The sequence below is a fragment of the Mesotoga sp. Brook.08.YT.4.2.5.2. genome, from assembly GCF_003351125.1.
Taxonomy (GTDB): domain Bacteria; phylum Thermotogota; class Thermotogae; order Petrotogales; family Kosmotogaceae; genus Mesotoga.
Map to the genome: position 1 here is coordinate 116,184 of NZ_JPGZ01000009.1, position 20,883 is coordinate 137,066.

A 20,883-nucleotide genomic window follows, 5' to 3' on the forward strand; every position below is an offset into this window, starting at 1 on the left:
GGCATCCCTTTACAGTCAATGCTTTGGGATGCCCACATTTGCTTTTCTAATGCTGGAAATTCTATGCTCTTCTCTACAACCTTGATTTCTTGATTATGGCTCTTCAGCCTTTTCGTAAGGTTCCTTTCTCTAAATCTTTAAGCAGTAACTAGATGAATATTATCAAAAGGATTCTGAACAGTCTTAGAAGTCTTTCGAATAAATATTCTTCGTCTGGCTGAAGACCTCTGTCTTAGCAAAAGTATGCTTGTAAAACTTCAGATCCAGCTTAATCATTATATGGCCCTCAGTCTCAAAATCGAGTTCAGCCTTAGTTTCGTTTACTCTTGCAGAGAAACCGACTGGCATCTCCATCTCCGGACGAAGGACACAGGCAATAGTTACTCCCGGATAAAACTTGAAGCCAAACTTTCCTTCTATCTCAGGGGATCCGTCAAATTCGATCTTATCAACAAAGGTTGCATTGTGGTCAATAGAGCCCCTTGAATAGCATCTGTCATGAACGCCGTAGAAGTCGATCTTTGCCTCGACTTCATAATGAAATTTCGGAGAAATCCGAATCTCGGGACCGAATTGAAGATCAATGCTTGCGACTTTTGCTTCCATTCCATAGAACAGCTTAATCGGTACGCTGATTTTTACGGGGATTCCGCATACGCTAATGCTTACCTGTGGTTCAGCAATTTTCTCCGTTTGTCCAGTCTTAAACCCTTCCTCTCCAACTATCTCGAGTATCGAAGAGAGTGTTGCCGGAAAGCGAAACGTTCCATTAGAGCTGAATTTGTTCAAAGAAAGATGAAAATCAAGGCTGATATTTGCGTCAAGGATCAGTTTGTTCTTGATTGCAGCCTTCATCTCATCCTCGTCAATGATTGATACATCCCATTCTTTTGTGATCAGGTTTGTTGTTACACTCTCTGCAAAGGCACGATCTCCTTCAGTTCCAAATTTCTGTATGATTTCTGATACATCACCCTCAATGTTCAGTATCAAAGTGCCCAGCGCCTCTTCTACAAAAGCTTCTTCAGTTCCTAGTGTTACTTTTGAAGGGTCGGTATCATTCACGGAAATAACTCTTCCGAAAGAGTCGTTCATTGTGTCAAAAATGTAATCACCGAGAGAGAAGTGAGGGATAGAAGACGTCTTCGAAAACACTATTTGGTTTTCCGATTCACAGGGCTCTTGTAAAAGAAGAGAAGAGTTGATCACAAGCGATCTGGGCACAGAATTGCTAATTGCAATGACGCCTCTTGGAAATCTGGTTGAAGAAACCATTGGCGGTTGCTGGACTCTGAAAAGAACTTTTCTGAAGGAATGAGGGCCGGAGTTCTCTTCATCTGGTATATCGTGTCTAAAGGTTAGAAGATATCCATCGCTAATATTTGGATTGTGCACGCCGGCACCAGACTGATATAAGGCACCGGAGAACAAATCAGTATCAGATAAACTCGAGAAATCCTGAGATCCTTCAGAAACCGGGTGAAAAACAGAGTCAACGCGCTTGATGATTGTACCTTTTGAATCGTAAATCAGATACTCATATTCAATGCCTGTCACATCTATGGATTTGATATAGAGGTAACCAAAGTTTCTCTCTGCAATAGAAGAACCTTCTTCAGGTGTCCACTCCATTCTAAGATCCTGAAACGCAATCAGAGTTCCTTTTCCCAAATGTGAGATCGACATGTCTGAAGGCGAAAAGAGGAGACCACCTCCATAATAAGCACCGTCGTTAAGTTCTTCAAAGGGGACCCTAACGACAACCGGATTATCCACAACAATGCACGAAGAAATAGAAAAGACAACGAAAAATGCTGCTACAAACAACAAAATCGTTTTTGTTAAGCTCTTCACAGCCCACCTCCAGGAAACAAATAAGTCAATGATAAGCTTAAATTCCGCAAGATTAAAAAATAAAGATAATGAAAAAACTATACTATTTGATCAAAAAATATCTCGGTAAGAACCAAGAACATTTATTCACAAAATTACAATATATATTTTAACACATTTTCAAGCCCACGATGAGAATAAAGATAGTCCGAATACTCAAATTAGAAAGCCTTTATTGCCAGCTCTTGCTCTCGAAGTCGCTTACTCCCTTTTCCGCAAGATCCTTGTCAGGAAATTCCTCGATTGCCTTCGCTTCATCGCGTGTATCGGTTGTGAAATATTGTTCCGCAGGAGCAAATACACAGATCTGGGCGGCTCTATATGTTCTAAACCTCATTCCACACTTATCGCAAAGCCCTATGTCCTCAACGTCTCTCCTGAAATTCACTTCCCTATTGTACCTTCTGCAGAAGGATTTGTTCCTTTCGTCGGCAAAGAAATACAAGGCTTGAGGTTGCCTCGAATTCTCCCCTCCGGACAATTCCGCTTCTTCTGAATTCAACCATTTCCAGGACGTTGCGTGAAGCCTTTCAAGATCAAGATCACTCTTTCTCAAAATATTCACCTCTCGTGGCACACCATTTCCTATGAAATGTTATCATGAATGTACCTAATACACGAGGGGGAATGATTTTGAAGAAGTTACTACTAGTTTTCCTGATGGCGATTTTCTCACTGACCCTGTTCGGAACAGAGTACGCCGTTAGGATTACCAAAGATGGGGAAGACGTTCCAGAAGAGTTTTGGATAACCAGAGAAGAAATCGAACAGGCATTTGGCGCGACCGTTGCGAACGCAAGTAGCCAGGGGATAACTCTTGATCCGTATTTCGATAGCTATTACATCCCTAGCGAGATCGGTCTAAAAACGATGATAATACCATACATAGTTGACCAGAAGCTCATCGATTTCTATGCAGAGGAAAACAATCTTCTTCCTTCTGATGAAGAAGTTGAGGCCGAAACGGATACAATGATGGAGATGTACACATCGAATCCTGGGCTGATCGAGCAAATTGAGACTATCTACGGCTCGCTTGAGACCTTCAAAGATGAAATGAGGAGTTACGTATATGCTGCCCTCAAGGCCGAACTCGTTCAGAATTCGGTTGCTCCGCTTACTGAAGAAGCTCTAGCGGTTTACTTTGAGGAGTTCAGGACCGAAATCAAGAACCAGTATGAAACGATTAGGGCACGACACATTCTTGTGACCGATGAATCCACTGCTACTGAGCTCATGAGTAGAATCGAAAGTGGAGAAATCACTTTTGGCGAAGCTGCCCTTCATTACTCCATTGATTCAGGAACGGCTGCCAATGGTGGGGAGCTTGGATCGCTGCAAAGAGGGCAAACTGTGCCGGAGTTTGAAGAAGCTATCCTTACCGCACCAATAGGTAAGCTTTACGGTCCTGTAAAAAGCGAGTTTGGTTTTCACTTAATAATCGTTGAAGAGAGAACAGAGATTAACAGTCTGGCCGATATGGTGAGCTCTCGCAGATATAATGATTTCGTTTCAGGTTATCAGAACGATTCTTACAATCGTTGGTTAGAGAGGTACATAAGCGAAAACAACTTTGACTATGTGATTCTTGATGGTGAACTGCTGTTCTACAAGGAATACGCGGAAGCAATAGGGACAGAAGAGACGGCTAATGAATTCTTCGTCGAAGTTGCCGCAAAAGTCTTCGGTGAAGGAGACTCATCTGCGCAGGTCTCACCCGTGGAGTATGCTGTCTACATCGAGTTGTCTCAAATGTTGGGATACACCGAGAGCATTGACTACGAAGTGGCCGTAAGGTCCTTGTTTGAGATAGGAGAGAAGCGAGGCATGATTGTCCAGATGATGTATGAGCTTGATAGCAACGTTCCTGAAGTTGCAGCTGCTTATTACAACTCCTGGCTAGAGGAACTAGAAATGACGTTCATGAATCAACAGCTTCTTCAGCAGCAGCTGAGCAACTACGGGCAAAGTTTCGTAGATTATGTCTTCAGTACAATTGATGAAATCGAATCGGGACTGGAAGCCACGTTAGAAAGGGAAATGTCTCAGGAAGTCAGAGCAGATATTCTTTACGTTTTGATAAGGAACAACTCTCTATCTCTAGATCTTGACTACAGCCCAGACTGGATTGAAGAGAAGCTCAGTAAAAGGCTCACTTACATGGAAGCGCTAATGGAAGTCGATCCTTCTGAAGAGGCTCAGTTAGAGATCGATTCAATAATCTCAGAACTGGAATACCTTGCTGCAGAAAGGGATAGCCAGAGCGCAACAGACTAAGTTTTCATCAATATGAGTGAAGAACCGGAGAATCAAGCTCCGGTTCTTCTTTTACCGATTTTGCTTCAGCCTGTCAAGCGCAGAGGAATCTGGGGAGGGCTACGATGATACTTGAGGAACCTATGCACCAATTCCTTCTCTCACAGGCTCGACGGCCTTTCTCTTTGAGCCATTGCTGTTATCTGTTCTCTTTTCTTCGAAGAGTCTCGACATGCCCTTCATCAGAAATACGATAGTTAGAATAGCGTTGCCAATGCATGACAAGAGCACAAGATAATGGACAGGGAATCGATCAACAGCAAAACCAAAGATCGCAGAACCTAAAGGAGTTGCAATCTGAGAGAGAATTGAGATCACGGAGAACACCCTGGATCTGTAGCTAGTAGGAACAATCCGGTGAAACAGAGTTTGAAGCGGGGTGTTAACAAATGCATTAAATACTCCCATCACGAGAATCGGCACTCCAAGTGCTGCAAAATACAACCATGAAGCGCCGCCAAAAAGATTCATGAAGTAGGGAAAGAAGAAAGCTGCCAGAACGAAATTGATGACTGTTTCCGTTGCTAGACCTCCAGCAAAGAGACTTCCCTGTCTTCTCTTAGAAAGAACAGTCCCCAGGAGAATGTTTCCTATAAGAACTCCGACCACCCATCCAGACTGAAGGAACCCATATTGTTGGCTGGAAAAACCGACCACAGTTCGCGCGAAAAACGGGAACACAACCGTAAACACCGGTGCCAAAAGGAAATTCGATACCATAGCAAATATCAGAACCATCATCAGTCCCTTTATTCTTCTGAGATAGCTGATTCCCTCAACAATATCGACAAAGACACTCTTTACGGAGACTCTAGATTTCTCAGTTGTTTGTTCGTAAACTATGAAGATCTCACTGATTGCGGATGCGACGAAAGACACTCCGTTCAGAATGAACACTACTTCGATTCCGAAAAGTCCGTAGAGCACTCCACCCAGCGCCGGTCCCACAATATAAGAGATTGAATTTACTGCTCCAAGGATAGAATTTCCTCTCAAGAGCTTGTCTTCTTCGATAATATCCGGAAGCATTGCCGCAGTTGCGGGATCGAAAGAAATATCAAGTGTCGAAATCAACAGCTGAAATATGAAAAGGATAGATATTGTAAGGGTTTCTGCATTTGCCATATAGGCCATGGCGAGAATAGCTGCCCCTCTGGCAAAATCCATGTAGATCATTATTAGTTTCCTGTTGAACCTGTCACCAACTACGCCTGCAATTGGTCCGAAGATAATCCTGGGTATCATAGTAATCACTGCGAACGTGCCCATAATTGCTCCGGAACCAGTTAGGTCAAGGATGTATAGGGGAATTGCCAAAGCCTGAACGCCGCTTCCTATGAGAGAAACTAACCTTCCAACTGAAAAGAGCCAGAAATTCCTTCCCATATCTTTCGCCGCACCACCTTGAATTTATTAAATTATTAGTACATATTATCACATACAGTGCAACAAAATCAAGCTGTAATTTAATAAATATCATTACAAGTAAAAACAATACTAATTATAGTTCAAATTCAGTTATGATTATCAAATGAGTATGAAGATGTCTGCTTTCGGACAGTGCTAAAGTCTGGATGGTCTAAGAGACCGGTGTGGCAGTCGTCACAACACATTAGCCAAATGACTTCACACATTGTATATGTGTTCTGCATCGAAGAGGTTATACCAATATGTCCGCGATTCTGTCGTGTTCTTGTATAATAAAGGCGTTCGAGTGATTTCAGGGTTTGCCTGGAAGAACAATTGAATTTTGAGGATCTGTGAAGTGCGCTTCAATACGAAAGAGATGCGATTACGAACGAAATCAACTCCAGATAAGGATTTCATTCACTACTGGCGAACAGTATGTTTGGAAGAGAATCGTAATTGTGCTGACGAAGTGAGTTCTTAGACCAATTCTTTCGACGGATCTCTGTGAAGATCAAAAGAATACAACAGGCTTTCAGGACAGAATCACTTTTGTTAGACCGACTAAGCAACAGTAACTCTTTAAATCACGTCACTTCGGACGATTCTTTTTCATATAATAGTGGAGAAAAGGCATCGGCAATTACCGCGAAATGATAAGTTTATCCATGAGAGGTGATAAACGTGAAAGCGCTTTGGAAGGGAAAAGTCATTGCAGAGAGCAACCAGACAATCGTAATTGAGGGTAATCACTACTTTCCTCCCGGGACAGTAAACAGAGCTCTTCTTGAACACAGCGATTTAACTACCATATGCCACTGGAAGGGTGAAGCTCACTATTACAACATCATTGTTGACAGCGAGAAGAACGAGAACGCTGCCTGGTACTACCCCGAACCACTTGAAGGAGCATCAAACATCAAGGATTTCGTTGCGTTTTGGAAAGGTGTAAGAGTTGAGTAGACTCTTTGGAGAAGAAAAGCGATGCTCATAGGCATCGCTTTTTTGTTCTTCCTTACAAGACTATTCTTCTGTTTTGTGTTTGGAAAAGCCCTTCTTTAAGAGGTTCAAGGCGGGACCGCCCAGAAAGACCAACACTATCAGAATAAACAGAACTAGTGAAATCGGTCTTGTGAAAAACTGACCCATGCTTCCTCCGGTCTTTATAAGGCCAACTCTTAGATTATCTTCGACCATCGGTCCAAGAATCAAGCCTAGTATCATTGGAGCTAAAGGAACTGATAACCTTTCAAAAAGGAATCCAATCAGACCAAAGATAAGCATTACATAAATATCAAAATAGCTGTTTCTTATTGCAAAAGAACCTATCATTGAAAAGAGGACTACTGCTGTTAAGACTACGCTAGTTTTCATTTTCAGAACGAAGGCGAAAGCCTTTATTCCAAGGTAGCCAATCGGAATTAGCAGAATATTCGCAAGAATCGCAATACTGAAAACGCCATTCACCAAATCGGGGGATTCCGTGAATATTAGTGGTCCAGGCTTCAGACCGTACATGAGCATAGCCCCGAGGACTATAGCGGTTATTGTGTCTCCGGGAACGCCGAAAACCAGCGCGGGAATCCATGTTCCTCCGAGAGCCGCATTGTTCGCGCTTGTTGGAGCAATTACTCCCTTGATATTTCCCTTACCAAAGTCTTCACTGTTTCTTGAAGTCTTTTTCTCTACGCCATAGGCTACCCACGACGCAATATCTGCTCCAGCTCCAGGAAGCGCTCCCACAAAAGTGCCGACAAATGCAGACTTAATAAGCGTCCACTTGTTTTGCCAGATTATTCGAAGAGCTTCGAGCGGAGATATCTTCACCTTCTCTGTAATTGGAGGTAGCTGCAGCTTTGAAGCGCCTTGTTGAACACGCTTCAATACTTCAGAAATGCCGAAGAGCTCAATCATAACTGGGCATAATGCTGAACATCTCGTAACTTGTTGACTCTTAACTGGAGCTCCAGGGCTTTCTTGAATTCTCCTTTTATCGTCTCGTTGTACAGTTCGACTACCGGTTTGGGAAGGGCGTTCGCCAGACCGCAAATCGCGGCATCAGCACCTAACGGCACTGAAGGGATAATGAAGGCTTCGGTACCGCTTATAACAGAAGTCATTCACATCCATGCTAAATTTCGCCGTAGAAGTATAGAAGATCAAACGTGCTGTCTTTTATACCGTAAAGCCCTGCCTCTTTAAGGTTCTTCAGTGTCTCGACATCGATTGTTACACCGGTCGCCTTTGGGTTGTTGTAAATGAAGACGGGAAGTTCAGACACCTCTATCAGTCTCTTGAAAAACCTGATTATGTCTGCCTGAGAATAGGGAAAGTAGAATGGAACAACTGTGGCTACCGCTTTTGCTCCTACATGATTGGCATGTCTAGCGAGTTCGAAAATGTCAGCGAGATTGCTTGCTCCTAATATGAGAAATAACCGGAACTCTTTTGGCAGCTCCTCTTACTGAAAGTTCCGTAACTTTCTTTCATTTACTGTCATGAGTGGACATGATCCATAGGTTCCACAAACTAAAAGGCCTTGAATCTTCTTGGAAAGAAAGTCTATGAGATTGAGATATCTCTTCTCGTCAATCTTTCCCTCTGAGTCAAATGTTGTTAGTACTGGTGGAATAATGCCTTTAAAAGCTCCCATGTTGAACCTCCGAGATTAGAATTTTAGGTATGATAATGATCTTCTAGATAATGAAAGTGTATCGAGTGATTTTTCACCCTCTCTTACCGCAAGGCAAGCGAAGAGCGAATCAACAACCACCATCTGAACACATCTGGAGACAATTGCGTCGGTACGCAAATTCATTTCTTCTGGTACAGATGCAATAATGCTAAGATCTGCTATTTTGGCTAATGTTGAATCCCCAAATCCCGTCAAGGCGATGATTCTTACAGAGTTTTCCACTTTCTGCAACGGTAAAACCACGTCTTTGCTTTCTCCCGAATGAGATATTGCGAAGACACAGTCGTTTTTCTTGAGCTTAGAAAGAGTGACAGCATTCGTATGTGAATCGGGGCAATAAATAGCATCCTTACCGAGAAGATTCAATTTGAAAGACAGATTGTTTGCTATCGATCCCGATACTCCGTAACCGATGCAGATTATTCTTCTGCATTGTTCGATCAGATCGACTGCATCGGGTATCATTTTTCCGATAGAGCTTTTGGTGTTTGCTCTTAAAGCCATAATGCAGCCGTTGAAGATTTTTCTCACGACATCTGACGGTGAATCTTCTATTGTGATGTCTTCGTAAGGGTGATAGAAGGACGACCCAGCGATTTCCGAGGCAAGAGTGACTTTGAATTCATGAAAGCTTTCATATCCTAGCTGTCTGTAAAACCTCACTACTGTTGATTCACTTCCCACTTTCGATCTATTCATTAGCTGAGTTATCGAAAGATTTACTGTTTCGGAGGGATTTTGAAGAATCGCATCCGCTATCCTCTTCATTGTTGGAGTGAAATCAACACTTTCCCTTGCAATTCTGTCAAGAAGATTTCCCAATTGAATCACCCTACATAGAAAAAATTTCTACTATAATCTATCACGATCCTTAGATTTGCCCAAGTCGATTAAGAGAATGTTATTGACGTTTATGAGTAATTATGAGTAATAAGGAGCAAATAATGCCACTTTTGCTCGCCAGGTTGAATTTGATGGGGCGCAATCATCAGAAAAAATTTTTTTTATGATCCGAGATTCTGGCGATTTTTGCACAGTTCTTCCAAAACTGTCGTGCTATTATCTTTGTAGGAATCGATTGCCAACTTTCCCTGGTTGTAGTGATGGACAGGTTAGGCGTTGAAATCTGTAGATTCATATAGTCATGTATTGATAGGAGGAGGATTGACAGTGTCTACTGTTGTGACTTTTGGGGAAATAATGATGCGACTTGCAACTCCATTAGGAGAGAGGTTTGAGCAAACTAAGAACTTCGAGGTTGTCTATGGGGGGGCGGAGGCTAATGTTGCTGTCGCGATTGCGCGTTATGGAGGTAAGAGCTGCTTCGTCTCGAAAGTATCGGACGATCAGTTTGGAGATGCGGCCAAGGGAAACATTTCGATTCATGGGGTGGACACCAGTCATGTTCTGAAAGGCAGCGGTAGATTAGGCAAGTACTTCTACGAACCCGGTTACTCTCAAAGGCCTTCAAAAGTGATCTACGACCGCGACGACTCGGTTTTTTCGAACTCCAAACCCGAAGATTTCTCGTGGGAAGAGATCTTCGATGGAGCGTCTTGGTTCCACTTTACTGGTATCACTCCGGCTTTAAGCGACCGGTTGATCGCCATCTGTGAGATTGCCCTAAAGGAGGCAAAGTTAAGAGGACTAACCGTTTCATGCGATCTAAACTACAGAGCGAGGCTTTGGACCAAGGAAAAGGCGAAGAAAGTGATGACTGAGCTGATGAAATATGTCGATGTTCTCTTTGCGAATGAAGAGGACAGCGAATCTGTCTTCGGTATTAGAGCCGAAGACTCAGACGTGAGCGATGGTCGCCTGAGTGTTGAAGGTTACAAAGATGTCGCAAAGAAACTCAAGAAAAGGTTCGATCTGAAGGCTGTTGCGATTTCTCTTAGGGAGAGTGTTAACGCAAATTTCAACAGATGGTCGGCTTCTCTTCTTTACGGTGAGGAATTCTTGCTTTCAACGAAATACGACATAAACATAATTGACCGTGTCGGAGGAGGAGACGCATTTGCTGCGGGACTTATCTTTGGACTTGATAGCTTGTGGGAGCCAAAGAAAGCGCTTGAATTTGGTGTGGCCGCTTCCTGTCTGAAGCACACGATAAAGGGAGACTTTAACATCGTTTCCAGAGATGAGGTTGAGAAACTACTTGGAGGAAATACCTCGGGAAGAGTAGTCAGATAGGATGGAGACCCAAGACTACCTGCAAAGGTACGACAGATGTGGTTTTGAGCACAGTAATTCGAAGGGGTTAGCACGCTGTCCGGAGTGTAGAAGAATGCTCAAATATATGTACGAAAGAGTTGGAGGGGTAGCTCCTTCTGATTTTTCCGACAGGGGTATCCGTGGACTCTGGAGGTTCATCGATTGCTGCCAGTTAGTGATCTGCGATCTATTGTGACCCTCGGATAGGATGGTTCTCCGTTGGATGAAAGTCAAAGACTCCCTAGGACGCTTGGCTTTTCGGGAAGACTCTCCCTGAAGGATGAAACACAGAATTGCACGGGTACTTACAAAGATCGCCCGGCTACCCTTGAAGTCACCAAAGCTCTTGAGAGCGGAGTTGAAGCTATCGATGTTGCTTCAGATGGCAATGCGGGGCCGCCAGTTGCCACATATTCCGCTAGAGCAGGTCTCGAGTGTATTGTAGTAATGCCGGACAACACACACCCGTCGAAAGAAATACTCAGGTGATGTTATTTGGCGCGAGACTTGTTCTGGTTAGGGATAGTAGTGTGAGTGAATGCATAGATCTGATAGAAGAGCTCACAGCTTCTTCCAACTGGGAAAACCTGACAACGGCGACTTCGGTAAACCCATACCATATCGAAGGAACAAAAACCGCCGCCTTTGAAATAGCAGAGGACTTTGGGTAATACACCCCCGATTGGGTGATAGTTCTGGCAGGCGGCGCCAGTTTGGCAGCCGCAACCTGGAAAGGCTTCACGGAATTGAGGAGCGCTGGGATTATTGACAAGGTTCCGAGAATCTTGATCGTTCAGGCGGAAGGATGCGCACCGGTAGTTAGGGCATTCGGAGGAGGAAGCGACAGGACCGAGAGGTGAGAGCACCCGAATACGAGTGCAACTGCGATAGGTGTGCCTTATTCTCTCGACGGCCATTTGGCACTCGAGGCCATATTTAGCTCTAACGGATTTGCACTCTCTGTGTCTGATGAAGAGATGGTAAAGGCAGTTAAGCTGTTGGCGAAGTACGAAGGCCTGTTTGCCGAACCAACCGGAGCCGCGTCTGTTGCAGGATTTATCAAAGCCCATCGAGCTGGAATAGTTGGTAAAGATTATTCTGCCGTTGCAATAATAACTGGGACTGGGCTGAAAACCATTTTGGCTTTCAAATCAGTCCTTGCTCATTCGAAGATTGTCGGAAGAGACAGTTCTGAGCTTAAAAGGGCCATAGATGAGAATTAAGAAAGTCGTAAAGACGGAACTCTCATGGAAGTCTGGAGTAGCCTGGACAATGAGCTGAAACAGTTATCGTACATTCTCGAGCAAAGGAGACCAGGGAATCGTGGTTTCATGAAGGAGTCGCGAAATAACGCTCCAGAGTCCTGGCTCTCGAAGAATCATCGCTTTGGGGCGGGAGGTTCACTGGTATTTTCCCGCAAGAAGTCTAGTTGATTTATTTCCATACGAAAATCGACCTGAGTGAACTGTCGGTGCTATCACATCCTATTCTTTCTGTTTTCAAGAACCTCGACTATTGCGGAATCGATGTTCGACATCCCTTTGGAGAGCAGAAGCTGAATATTCTCAATAGATCTGTCTAGAGTTGGAGCTATGAAACCCTGATCTGAGTCGATTCCAAGGTTGTTCAGTGAAAGCATCGCGGAACAATAGGCTTCATGTCCTCCAAGGCCTGCCTTCAGGGCGCAGCCTTCTTTGGCACCATCACACATTATTCCCGTTGTGCTCGAAAGGATTGTAAGCATTGCCTGTTCAATGTGCTGTCTTGATCCTCCAAGAAGATATACTATGCCCGCTGTTGCCCCCGTTCCGGCAGCTGTTACACATCCACAGATCGGGGCTACCCTTCCCAACTTCTTCTTGATATAGCCGGAAAACAGGTGGCTTATGGCAACTGCTTTAGCGATATCCTCCTTCCTTTTCTCAAAGTGCAGACCCGTGAGCGCAACAGGGAGAGTCGTAACTATTCCCTGATTCCCGCTTCCTCCGCTACTCATTACTGGAAGCGGAGCACCGGACATTCTCGCTGCCGATGCTGCAAGACAGTATCTTCGAATCTTATATCCAAGACCTTCTTCGTTGTAACTACTGCCTTCTCTTGAAGACAGGATTTTATCAAGTCCAAATCTTGCGATATCAAGATTCATATCTATCCCTTCAAAGATCTTACCTATCTCTCTGTTGTTGATTGCTTCGACCGAATCAAAAACTTCATCAGGAGTGAAATCAATTGTGGCAGAAGGTATTGCCTGCTCCTCAATTGGGAGAGGCATTCCATCGATCTCGATCATCGAGACATTGGTGTGACTACCGGATATCGTGCACCGCACTACATGGTTCTCATCTTCTACGACCGCTTGTATAAACACCCCAGTACGATCAGGATCGCACCTAACGGAGATTGCGCCGTCCTCAATCAACTTTCTGGCAGACTCCACTGACTCAATTCGGCACGGCTTAAGCGCTTCCAGCTGGAGAGCAGCATCTCCACAAATAGCTCCCAACGCAGCCGCAAACTCATTTCCCTTCTCGTTGGTCCCAGGTATTCCAACATACATCCCGTTCTTGTAGATACTCACACTTGTTACAACGCTAATTCTTCTAATGCTACCTTTCAGTTTGCTTGCCGCTGTTGCTGTGCAGAAGGCGACCGCGCCGGGCTCAGTGCATCCGAGTGCAGGCTTCACCTCAGTTTCAAGGTACTCTTCGAGAAAACGCATTCAACACCTCCTCGTCCAGATAATCAAGTCTATCACCGCCCTCAAGTCTAAGGTGACACGATGATCCTTTCATGTTATTACCTACAGAGCAATATACGTATTGTGATCATTGGATCGTAGAGGATCTGAAGCCTTCTCATCCAAGCGGAAGCTATAGAAGAAGCTTTACAACGCTGAAGTAGATGAAAAGTCCAGTTGCATCGACAACGGTTGTAATGAGAGGACTACTGGCGACCGCAGGATCAAGAGATTTATTTGGTCTTAGAGTTGCGATGATATATAATTAATTAATGACGATCAACCGTCTTTTCTGTACTTGGTGGAAGCTATGAGAGCCAATTTCTCTGATCTTTTCACTTCATTAGAGCAGATCACTGAGATCATTACTTCTGGCGGGAGACGCTTCGAGGCTCTTATGATAGCGGGCAGATCCATATCTGCGGATAGTCTGCACCTTTTTAAGGTCGAAAGCTCCCCAAAGGGCTCATATTCTATCGAGCCAGTCTGCGAATGGAGAAGTGAAGCCTCTGATGTTATTAGAGTGGGGAACGGAAGAGTAGAGAGTGGCGAGATCTATAACCTTAAGAAGGCCATCGAAGCAAAGCTTCCCGGCAATACTTCGGAGATCACAGAGAACTCTATGACGATAGATTATTCTGCAGGACAATGTAGATTAATTCTTGTATGCAGAGCTGATTCAAAGAGCAGAGAGTGGAAGGAAGAGGAGAAGAGGTTCCTCAAATTAGTACTTTGTTCAATTCTACTAGAGGCAAGAGGGCGTATCACTGAAAATCATCATGAAGACTGTGAGTTGGCTCTTCAAGAGAGGCTTTTGAGAAGCGATGAACTGCTTAAAAACTTCGAGGGAAATGTTCTTGACATTCTAGCAGTTGCGGATCAACGCTTGATTTTCAAGTATGTGTCACCTTCCGTTTTAAGTACTATGGAGTACTCCCCAGAAGAGCTTTTAGGTACCAATGCGCTTAATCTTGTCGAAAAGAACGATGTTGAAAGGGTTATTGCAGAATCGAAAGCACTTTTTCGAGAGAAGAGACACGGTTCGTTCAGGTACAGAGCAAGAACGAAGAGTGGTCAGGTAATTTGGATGGAGACGGCAGTAAGCCCGTTGTTCGAGGGGGAAAATATCGCAGGTTGGACCATGTCGTCAAGAGAAGTTACGGACGAGATGAAGCTTCAAGCGGAGCTGAAAGCAAGAGACAGTATGATGCTTTTCATGAACGACTTGTACGTTCTCGTCCTGAGCGGAGATAACCTTCAGGAAGCTGCCTCTAAGATTGCAAACCGAGCCTACGAAGAAAAGGGAGTTGTAGGTTGTCGGATTACCTTTAGCGAAGAAGAGCCCTTTGATCTCGAGGTTTCACGAGGAGACACCGAAGTCTTTCCGACAAACGTGAGAACGGACGAAAGAGTGTTCGGTAAGCTTATCAGCAACCACATCTTCGTAGATAATCTGATAGTTGAAGGGAAGGAGTCAAGATACGTCTGCATTGCTCTTGAGTCAAACGATGAAATTGTAGGAACTTTTGAGAGTCTTACAGAAAGAGTAACTGGTCTCACAGAGGAAAGCATAGACCTTTACAGATTGGTCGGCACAACGATGTCGCTCTCACTTAGCAAAATTAAGAACCTTGTTATCACAAAGAGGAATCACATCACCTCAGAGTCCTTAAGAAAGGCAACAGAGGCGATTACAAGGGACTTGAACATGAGGACAGTAATTGAATCTATCGTTGAAGGTCTTAGGCAAGTTATTCCGTTTTACAGCGCCGCAGTTGAACTTGTCGACGGGGACGAGCTTCTCATAGTAGGAGGCAGCTGGCCGGGCAGAGACTGTTTTGTTGGTACAAGATTCACTATGGAGGAGGGAAGTCCAGGTTTCGACGTAGTGAAGAACAAACTGATAGTTCTTGCTGCTGACGCTCAGAAGAAATACCCGCAGTTCAACAAACCGGATTTCTTCTTTATCAAATCGTGGATGGGTGTACCTCTGATTATTGAAGATGAGCCAATCGGGATGATCGCAGTGGACAGTGAGGAAGCGGAGGCCTTCAAGATCCGTCATCTGGAGGCCTTGAAGGCCTTTGCAGATATTGCCGCGATAGGGATAAACAACGCTCGACTCCATGAAGAGGTAAGAGAGCTCTCAATAAGGGACTACCTCACCGGTATTTATAATAGGCGTGGGTTGTTCGAGCTTGGAGAGAGAGAAATCGAAAAATCTAAGCGATACGGAACAGATATGGGGCTCATAATGTTCGATATAGATAATTTCAAGAAATTGAATGACAACCTCGGTCATTTAGCAGGAGACTTTGTTTTGAAGAGAGTGGCGCAGATTTGCAGCAGGATTCTTCGGGCAGCCGACATTTTCGGTAGATACGGCGGCGACGAATTCATTGTTCTCTTGCCGATGACGGATGCGCAAAGAACAGAAGAGGCAGCACTTAGGATATGTCATTCACTTGAAGAATCGGAAATCGTTTTCAACGGTACGCCTATCAATGTGAAAGCAAGCCTTGGAACAGCCTCTCTGAAAGAACACGAAAACGAACTCGAAGATATGATTAAGAGGGCGGACAGGAATCTGTATACATCAAAGGGGCGCGGAGGAAATCGAGTAACCGGGGAACCGGGCAATGGCTAGCAGGGAATGGTAGACTATGAGTGAAAAGCTTAGTGTCGAAGCGCAGTTAAGAGAGAGGAAGAAAGAACTGAGTCTCCTACACAACTTCTCGCGACTTGTGAATGAAGCAGAGGATTCACCTGAGCAAATACTGAAGGGACTTCTAAGGATGTTACCCGACGCATTTCTTGAACCAGAAAATACTTGTGCGGTGATTCTCTTAGAGATAGGGTCTTCGTATCAGAGGTCTTCATGAAGAGCGAACGTTTCATTCGCGAACCAATAAGGATGAGAGGAAAAGAGGTTGGAAGCATCTCTGTATTCTATCGCGGAGAGGGAGAGATAGCTTTTCTTTATGAAGAGGGTCAGATCGTACTTTCGTTGGCGGAACGACTCGGGAAGATTCTTCAAAGAATAGAATCGATGAGAGCTCTTCGTGAAAGCGAAGAACGTTATAGAGTTACGCTTTCAAGTATAGGAAATGCTGTCCTTTCGACAGACGAGTTCAAAATAGTGACATTTGCAAATGATGTTGCATGTGACCTAATCGGTCTGAATGAAGACAAGATAGTCGGCAAGAGGGTTGGAGAGATCATGGATATCTTCAGTGAAGATACTGGAGAACCTGCGAGATTCCCGTGGAGTTCGTTCTGAAAACAGGTAAGAAAATAGGGTTGGTAAATCACACAGGACTAAGATCCAAGAATGGGAAGATTTATTCAATCGCTGATTCGGCAGCACCCATAACAAGGAAAGATGGGGAGACTGCCGGGATAATACTGATCTTTAGAGATATCACTGAGGATAAGAAAGATAGAAGATCAGATCATTCAGAGCGAAGCCAGATATCGCGAACTGATAGAGAAGATGGATGGTGGTCTTCTGATTCTAACAAGTGTAGATGGCGAGACTTTCTTCCTGAAAGACTTCAAATCTCCAAGTAGCGAGAGGAAAGAAGATAATTTGAAACCCATTGGCAGAGAATTGAAGGCCGTCTTTCAAGGTATCGAAAGAACCAAACTGTTTGAAGCTCTTAAGAGAGCCTGGGAGACCGGTATACCAGAGAAGGTTGAAGCTGAGAAGTATCACATGGAAGAGAGCGAGGGCTGGTGGACGAATTACATATATAGACTATCTTCAGGATAGGTTGTACGCTTTGTTACGTCGTAACTGAAGCCATGAGACTTCAGGAATTCAAGGACGAAGGGCACAGTCATCTTTTGAAGTCTTCGAAAGCAGCAGGCGGGAAGGATTTTTCGCTTGATGAATTCATGAAGAAAGTTTTTGAGATTGTGGGTTCTTTTCTGCAGGTTGATCGAGTAGGGGTGTATATGCTGACCGATCTCGGTGAAATTCAACTTGCAATCAGCTTTGACGTCAAGAAAGATAAAGTCAATACAGAGAAATACCGCGCAATGAACAGAGAGTATGCAAATGAATATCTAGATCTGATTAGACAAGACAGAATTCTGAGTGTGTCAAATCTTGAGATTGAGGGAATTAGCCCGTTCATCGATGGTCTTAAGAAAGTCAGAGTACGATCATTGATCGACATTCCTTTGAAGAGAAGGGGTAATATAATCGGCTCTCTATTTTGTGACATGAATACGAATAGAGAATGGACTCCTGATGAGAAGCAATTTGTTGCATCCGTCGGGGATATTCTTACGCTTGCACTTGAAGAAGACGAGCTGATTACCAGCGAGCAGCGTTATGGAGACTTCTTCAGAATGAACGAAGCACTTATACTGCTTCTAGATGCACCTACGGGAGCCATTATCGATGCAAATGCTGCAGCCTGCGAGTTTTACGAGTTCTCAATTGACGAACTGAAAAAGTTTTCCATTGGGGATCTCGCAACGGATAGCAAGGCGTTGGCAGAAGTAGAAAGACTAGCCACTGGAGAGACGCTTCATGCGGTTACCCGACAAAGACAAGCAAGCGGTACTGTCATAGATGTTGAGATCTTTGCCTCGCCTCTAGGTTCTCCTGGGTTGGAAATGCTTATCCTGATTGTTGTGGACATTACAGAAGCGCTCGCCGCAAAGAGCAAACTGGCTGAAGCTCTTAGACAGGTAAACGTTGCTCTGGAGGAGCAGTTGAGTTGGTTAGCAAAGTAGTAGAAGTAAGAGATCCCTATACTGCCGGTCACCAGGAGAATGTTAGACGATTGGCAACCGAAATAGCAGAGAGACTAAGGCTTGGAGAAGATTCCGTCAGAGCTGTAAGAATCGTCGGTCTGCTTCACGATGTGGGAAAGGTTTCTATTCCGGCTGAGATTCTATCTGAGCCTGGAAATCTAACCGATCTGGAGTGGTCTTTGATAAAACGCCATCCAGTGATGGGTTACAAAATCCTTCGCGATGTGAAGTTGGGAGGTCCAATAGCCGATATCGTTAAGCATCATCACGAGAGGGTCACGGAACCAGTTATCCTGAAGGCCTCGCAGGATCTGAACTCTCGTTGGAATCCAAAATCGAGGCTGTCGCCTATTTGGTGGAAGTTATGGTGTCACGCAGACCATATAGGGCATCAAAAGGTTTTGGGGAAGCAATCGAAGAGATAATGAAGAACTCAGGGATACTCTACGACAAAGAGGTAGTAGCAGCCTGTATTGATTTAATAGAAGCCGGGTTCAACATTAAAAGGTCTAACTACAGTAAACTCTAGGTGATATGGAGGTAATGGCATGGATGTAGCGATACTGATTCTTGCGATTTTCGTAGGGTTGGTTTTTTTAGGTCTTGCTGTGAAGCTTGCTTTGTTTGGTCTGCGTGTTATCTTCAGCCTTGCTTTTGTCGGGCTCTTGGTCTTTGCTGTGATATGGCTGCTTTCAAAGATCCTTACACTGTTTTAGAAATGATCGTAGCCACAAGAGTTCTATAGATCTTCATCCGTCCTGAAGAGGTTACTCTCCTTCATGAGTAACCCTTTGGCTAGCAGGCCACGAAACTTTTCCATCCGGTTTTTCTTAGAATAGGTATGCGAATTGGTCTTACTTTTCCTTTTTTCAGGGATCATTCAGGAACCCCATTTTGATGATCGTTTTGTTGAAGGCCGTGAATAACCGAGAAGTAGATGCAACTCCTGATGCCCTCCGTTTCATATGAGTTGGGTACTGTATCTCTGGTGACTGGACCATGCTAGAAGATAGTAGGAAAATGTTGAGAAGAAAGGGAAGAGCAAATACCTGTTTGATCATTCCTGGAATTATAGCTGCGAGTTACACAGCTGGTACCGCGTATTTCTTAATGCCCTATGAGGCAGTGGGGAGAGTCACAAGAGCCTCTCGTGAGTTCCGATGGTTTTGAATGCAGATTTGACAATAAGATTTCTATTGACAAAGTGGCAGGTCGAGACTGGGACTGTTTTCTATCTTGGCGGTCGGAGGTAAGAACCGTTGTCTCAGCTTCTGAATAGGCTCAAGTTGAAGGTATCGTAAGCTTTCTTGTAGAGATGCCGCCAAGTCTGGCTGTTCTTTCTTTGAACATGACTAAGAAAGTTCTTGATAGGAGTTTCCGGATCAACTTTAATTTCGACAGGCCGTTCTCTCGACGGTTCGATGACTTTGGTCTGCGAGTAATGGGGAATCTTTACAGAGCCGACGAATCCTAAAGTAACTTGAACCGAAAACATCTTTGTAAGCAATTCAGTGCGAGTTATCTGTAATCCACTACCGTGGTTCAGAATTCGTCGTTAGTCCCTGTTCTCACAATAAGGATGTGAAACCATCTCTGGTTAAACCTTGCCGACCCTCAGCGATCAAAAGTCAACGGATGTCCAGTTTGCTTGTCTTCCGTTAATTTCTTCTGATATCACGCCCACAACTAGAAGCGTATCCGAATCGATCTCCGTAAATGATCGTGGTTCGAACAACCTAGTACTGAATGCATACTCATCAACTACTTAGCCATTTCCGTCTATCCTAAGCAATCCATAACCTTCATCATTAAGTGCATTATATAAGAGCAGAGCCACGTAGCTCTCATTGCTTTTGAAGAGTGAGATCTTCGCGGGAAATCTCTCATCAAGAACAGTTTCTCTTATCATTTCTCCAGTTGTGTCTATCCATGCGAGAAATCTAACTCCAGCTAAGTCGCTTGCAACTCCCACTACAAGAACAGCGTTTTCAAATTCGATAATTGCCTTTCGTTCAAGATTCAGATACTCAGCACTCACGATCGATTTCTCCAGACAGTCTTTCCAGACTGATCCAGGAGCGCTAACCAGAGTGATTGACTGTCATCCTTCCAGGAATAACTTGTAAGGAAAATGCTTCTGCTTGAATCTGTGCTAACATCGAGAGCCGCATCGAAATTTTTCTTTCGGAAGTCTCTTTCCCACAAAAGCTTCCCCGAACTGTCGGTCTTGATCAGAAAGGCTTGGAAGTAATTCTTGTCGGTCAAGCATTGATCGGCAATCAAGAAGTCATCTCTCGTGGTACATGCCTTCCTTGGCAAATAGTCTCTGTTCTTACCATAGAATGTCTGTCAAATTTGATCCCGTCTTTCTCGACAAGAGTTGCCATAAGCCTTTCACTGCCTGCATTTTCGACACGCGAAACCAGAAGAATACTGCCTTCGTCAGTGACGGTTAGGCATCTGCCGATATCATCTCCGGGAGTTCCGTACTTCTTTACCCACAAGACTTCACCCGAGAAATCGATCTTCAAAACAAGAGTCTCTATATATGGCTCATCGTATTTCTCGAAAGACCGATCATGACTAATCTTTCAGATACTCTGATAACACCGTTGATTTCTTCGGTTCTTGCCGTCTCAAAACTTCCCGAAAAAGCGAGAGTTGTGCGAACAACCGCTGTTGCGTACATAAGCAAAGCGAGTATTCTCATCTTTCGCCTCTCATCAAAGATAGATTACACGCCACATGACTCTTTCTATCTAGAGGTAGTAAAGAACAGCCTCATTATCGGATTGTGATGACTTCTCGTTTGCAGTGAGAAAAACCAGTATGGTAGCGACCTAGAAGCGGCTCT

Annotated in this window: 21 protein-coding genes and 4 pseudogenes; 13 read left to right on the top strand and 12 right to left on the bottom strand. The window is 44.2% G+C overall.

Annotated features, from left to right (window positions below):
- Positions 1-183 precede the first annotated feature (183 nt).
- Both Q502_RS02695 and Q502_RS02705 read right to left on the bottom strand, forming a co-directional pair.
- Positions 184-1,854 (bottom strand): hypothetical protein, encoded by a 1,671-nt coding sequence (locus Q502_RS02695; RefSeq protein WP_099828836.1) that lies wholly within the window; start codon positions 1,852-1,854, stop codon positions 184-186.
- A gap of 211 nt (positions 1,855-2,065) precedes the next feature.
- Positions 2,066-2,449, bottom strand: a complete 384-nt coding sequence (locus tag Q502_RS02705; protein ID WP_099828837.1) for a hypothetical protein — start codon at positions 2,447-2,449, stop codon at positions 2,066-2,068.
- Between the two features lie 71 nt (positions 2,450-2,520).
- On the opposite strand from Q502_RS02705, the gene Q502_RS02710 reads away from it, so the two are divergent.
- Positions 2,521-4,170 (top strand): peptidylprolyl isomerase, encoded by a 1,650-nt coding sequence (locus Q502_RS02710; RefSeq protein ID WP_243392217.1) that lies wholly within the window; start codon positions 2,521-2,523, stop codon positions 4,168-4,170.
- Between the two features lie 120 nt (positions 4,171-4,290).
- Here the strand turns inward: Q502_RS02710 and Q502_RS02715 are convergent, their stop codons facing one another.
- On the bottom strand, positions 4,291-5,595 hold the full coding sequence (locus Q502_RS02715; RefSeq protein ID WP_099828839.1) for an MFS transporter: 1,305 nt from the start codon (positions 5,593-5,595) through the stop codon (positions 4,291-4,293).
- A gap of 705 nt (positions 5,596-6,300) precedes the next feature.
- Here Q502_RS02715 and Q502_RS02720 point away from each other — a divergent pair.
- Positions 6,301-6,579: a DUF427 domain-containing protein gene (locus tag Q502_RS02720; protein ID WP_099828840.1), complete on the top strand. Its 279-nt coding sequence runs from the start codon at positions 6,301-6,303 to the stop codon at positions 6,577-6,579.
- 60 nt (positions 6,580-6,639) lie between these two features.
- Here Q502_RS02720 and Q502_RS02725 read toward each other — a convergent pair whose 3' ends face one another.
- The 4 genes and pseudogenes from Q502_RS02725 to Q502_RS02745 form a co-directional block, all read right to left on the bottom strand.
- Complete coding sequence (locus Q502_RS02725; protein WP_099828841.1) at positions 6,640-7,530, bottom strand: tripartite tricarboxylate transporter permease; 891 nt, start codon at positions 7,528-7,530, stop codon at positions 6,640-6,642.
- Positions 7,527-7,736, bottom strand: coding sequence for a dihydrodipicolinate synthase family protein (locus Q502_RS02730; RefSeq protein WP_099828842.1), 210 nt, complete (start codon positions 7,734-7,736; stop codon positions 7,527-7,529). Before Q502_RS02730 ends, Q502_RS02725 begins: the two co-directional genes overlap by 4 nt.
- 11 nt (positions 7,737-7,747) lie before the next feature.
- Positions 7,748-8,269: pseudogene (locus Q502_RS14555) on the bottom strand (dihydrodipicolinate synthase family protein).
- A 15-nt stretch (positions 8,270-8,284) separates the two neighbouring features.
- Positions 8,285-9,133 carry a MurR/RpiR family transcriptional regulator gene (locus tag Q502_RS02745; RefSeq protein WP_165775323.1) on the bottom strand — a complete coding sequence of 283 codons (849 nt, stop codon included), beginning with the start codon at positions 9,131-9,133 and terminating at the stop codon, positions 8,285-8,287.
- A gap of 348 nt (positions 9,134-9,481) precedes the next feature.
- On the opposite strand from Q502_RS02745, the gene Q502_RS02750 reads away from it, so the two are divergent.
- From Q502_RS02750 to Q502_RS02770, 5 genes and pseudogenes are all read left to right on the top strand, one after another.
- Complete coding sequence (locus tag Q502_RS02750; protein WP_099828846.1) at positions 9,482-10,504, top strand: sugar kinase; 1,023 nt, start codon at positions 9,482-9,484, stop codon at positions 10,502-10,504.
- Positions 10,505-10,744: 240 nt separating this feature from the next.
- Positions 10,745-11,014 carry a pyridoxal-phosphate dependent enzyme gene (locus tag Q502_RS02755; RefSeq protein WP_099828847.1) on the top strand — a complete coding sequence of 90 codons (270 nt, stop codon included), beginning with the start codon at positions 10,745-10,747 and terminating at the stop codon, positions 11,012-11,014.
- Entirely contained in the window at positions 11,014-11,196 is a 183-nt protein-coding gene (locus Q502_RS02760) for a pyridoxal-phosphate dependent enzyme (protein WP_103133957.1), read from the top strand. Before Q502_RS02755 ends, Q502_RS02760 begins: the two co-directional genes overlap by 1 nt.
- Before the next feature lie 42 nt (positions 11,197-11,238).
- Positions 11,239-11,385: a hypothetical protein gene (locus Q502_RS02765; RefSeq protein ID WP_165775325.1), complete on the top strand. Its 147-nt coding sequence runs from the start codon at positions 11,239-11,241 to the stop codon at positions 11,383-11,385.
- A gap of 15 nt (positions 11,386-11,400) precedes the next feature.
- Positions 11,401-11,748, top strand: a pseudogene (locus tag Q502_RS02770) (pyridoxal-phosphate dependent enzyme); the annotation flags it as partial.
- 254 nt (positions 11,749-12,002) lie between these two features.
- Here the strand turns inward: Q502_RS02770 and Q502_RS02775 are convergent.
- Entirely contained in the window at positions 12,003-13,244 is a 1,242-nt protein-coding gene (locus Q502_RS02775; protein WP_099828850.1) for a serine dehydratase subunit alpha family protein, read from the bottom strand.
- A 151-nt stretch (positions 13,245-13,395) separates the two neighbouring features.
- Positions 13,396-13,491: pseudogene (locus tag Q502_RS14990) on the bottom strand (magnesium transporter); the annotation flags it as partial.
- An 81-nt stretch (positions 13,492-13,572) separates the two neighbouring features.
- Between Q502_RS14990 and Q502_RS02785 the strand changes: the two are divergent.
- From Q502_RS02785 to Q502_RS14215, 6 genes and pseudogenes are all read left to right on the top strand, one after another.
- On the top strand, positions 13,573-15,909 hold the full coding sequence (locus tag Q502_RS02785; RefSeq protein WP_099828851.1) for a diguanylate cyclase: 2,337 nt from the start codon (positions 13,573-13,575) through the stop codon (positions 15,907-15,909).
- Positions 15,910-16,140: 231 nt separating this feature from the next.
- Positions 16,141-16,542, top strand: coding sequence for a PAS domain S-box protein (locus tag Q502_RS02790; protein WP_099828852.1), 402 nt, complete (start codon positions 16,141-16,143; stop codon positions 16,540-16,542).
- A gap of 213 nt (positions 16,543-16,755) precedes the next feature.
- Complete coding sequence (locus Q502_RS02800; RefSeq protein ID WP_133117309.1) at positions 16,756-17,034, top strand: hypothetical protein; 279 nt, start codon at positions 16,756-16,758, stop codon at positions 17,032-17,034.
- Positions 17,035-17,108: 74 nt separating this feature from the next.
- Entirely contained in the window at positions 17,109-18,008 is a 900-nt protein-coding gene (locus tag Q502_RS02805) for a GAF domain-containing protein (protein WP_165775327.1), read from the top strand.
- Positions 17,993-18,558: pseudogene (locus tag Q502_RS02810) on the top strand (HD-GYP domain-containing protein). The gene Q502_RS02805 and the pseudogene Q502_RS02810 overlap by 16 nt, the downstream one beginning before the upstream one ends.
- A 19-nt stretch (positions 18,559-18,577) precedes the next feature.
- Positions 18,578-18,745 carry a DUF4175 domain-containing protein gene (locus Q502_RS14215; RefSeq protein ID WP_146024480.1) on the top strand — a complete coding sequence of 56 codons (168 nt, stop codon included), beginning with the start codon at positions 18,578-18,580 and terminating at the stop codon, positions 18,743-18,745.
- 1,049 nt (positions 18,746-19,794) lie between these two features.
- On the opposite strand, the gene Q502_RS02820 is transcribed toward Q502_RS14215, so the two are convergent.
- The 3 genes from Q502_RS02820 to Q502_RS14255 all read right to left on the bottom strand — a co-directional run bounded on the left by Q502_RS02820 (position 19,795) and on the right by Q502_RS14255 (position 20,739).
- A complete protein-coding gene (locus Q502_RS02820) occupies positions 19,795-20,067 on the bottom strand; it encodes a hypothetical protein (RefSeq protein WP_099828858.1) in 273 nt (90 codons plus the stop codon).
- 241 nt (positions 20,068-20,308) lie between these two features.
- The gene (locus Q502_RS02830; RefSeq protein ID WP_099828860.1) at positions 20,309-20,560 is read right to left on the bottom strand and encodes a hypothetical protein; all 252 of its coding nucleotides are present in this window, start codon (positions 20,558-20,560) and stop codon (positions 20,309-20,311) included.
- Between the two features lie 11 nt (positions 20,561-20,571).
- A complete protein-coding gene (locus Q502_RS14255; RefSeq protein WP_165775328.1) occupies positions 20,572-20,739 on the bottom strand; it encodes a hypothetical protein in 168 nt (55 codons plus the stop codon).
- Between the last annotated feature and the right edge of the window lie 144 nt (positions 20,740-20,883).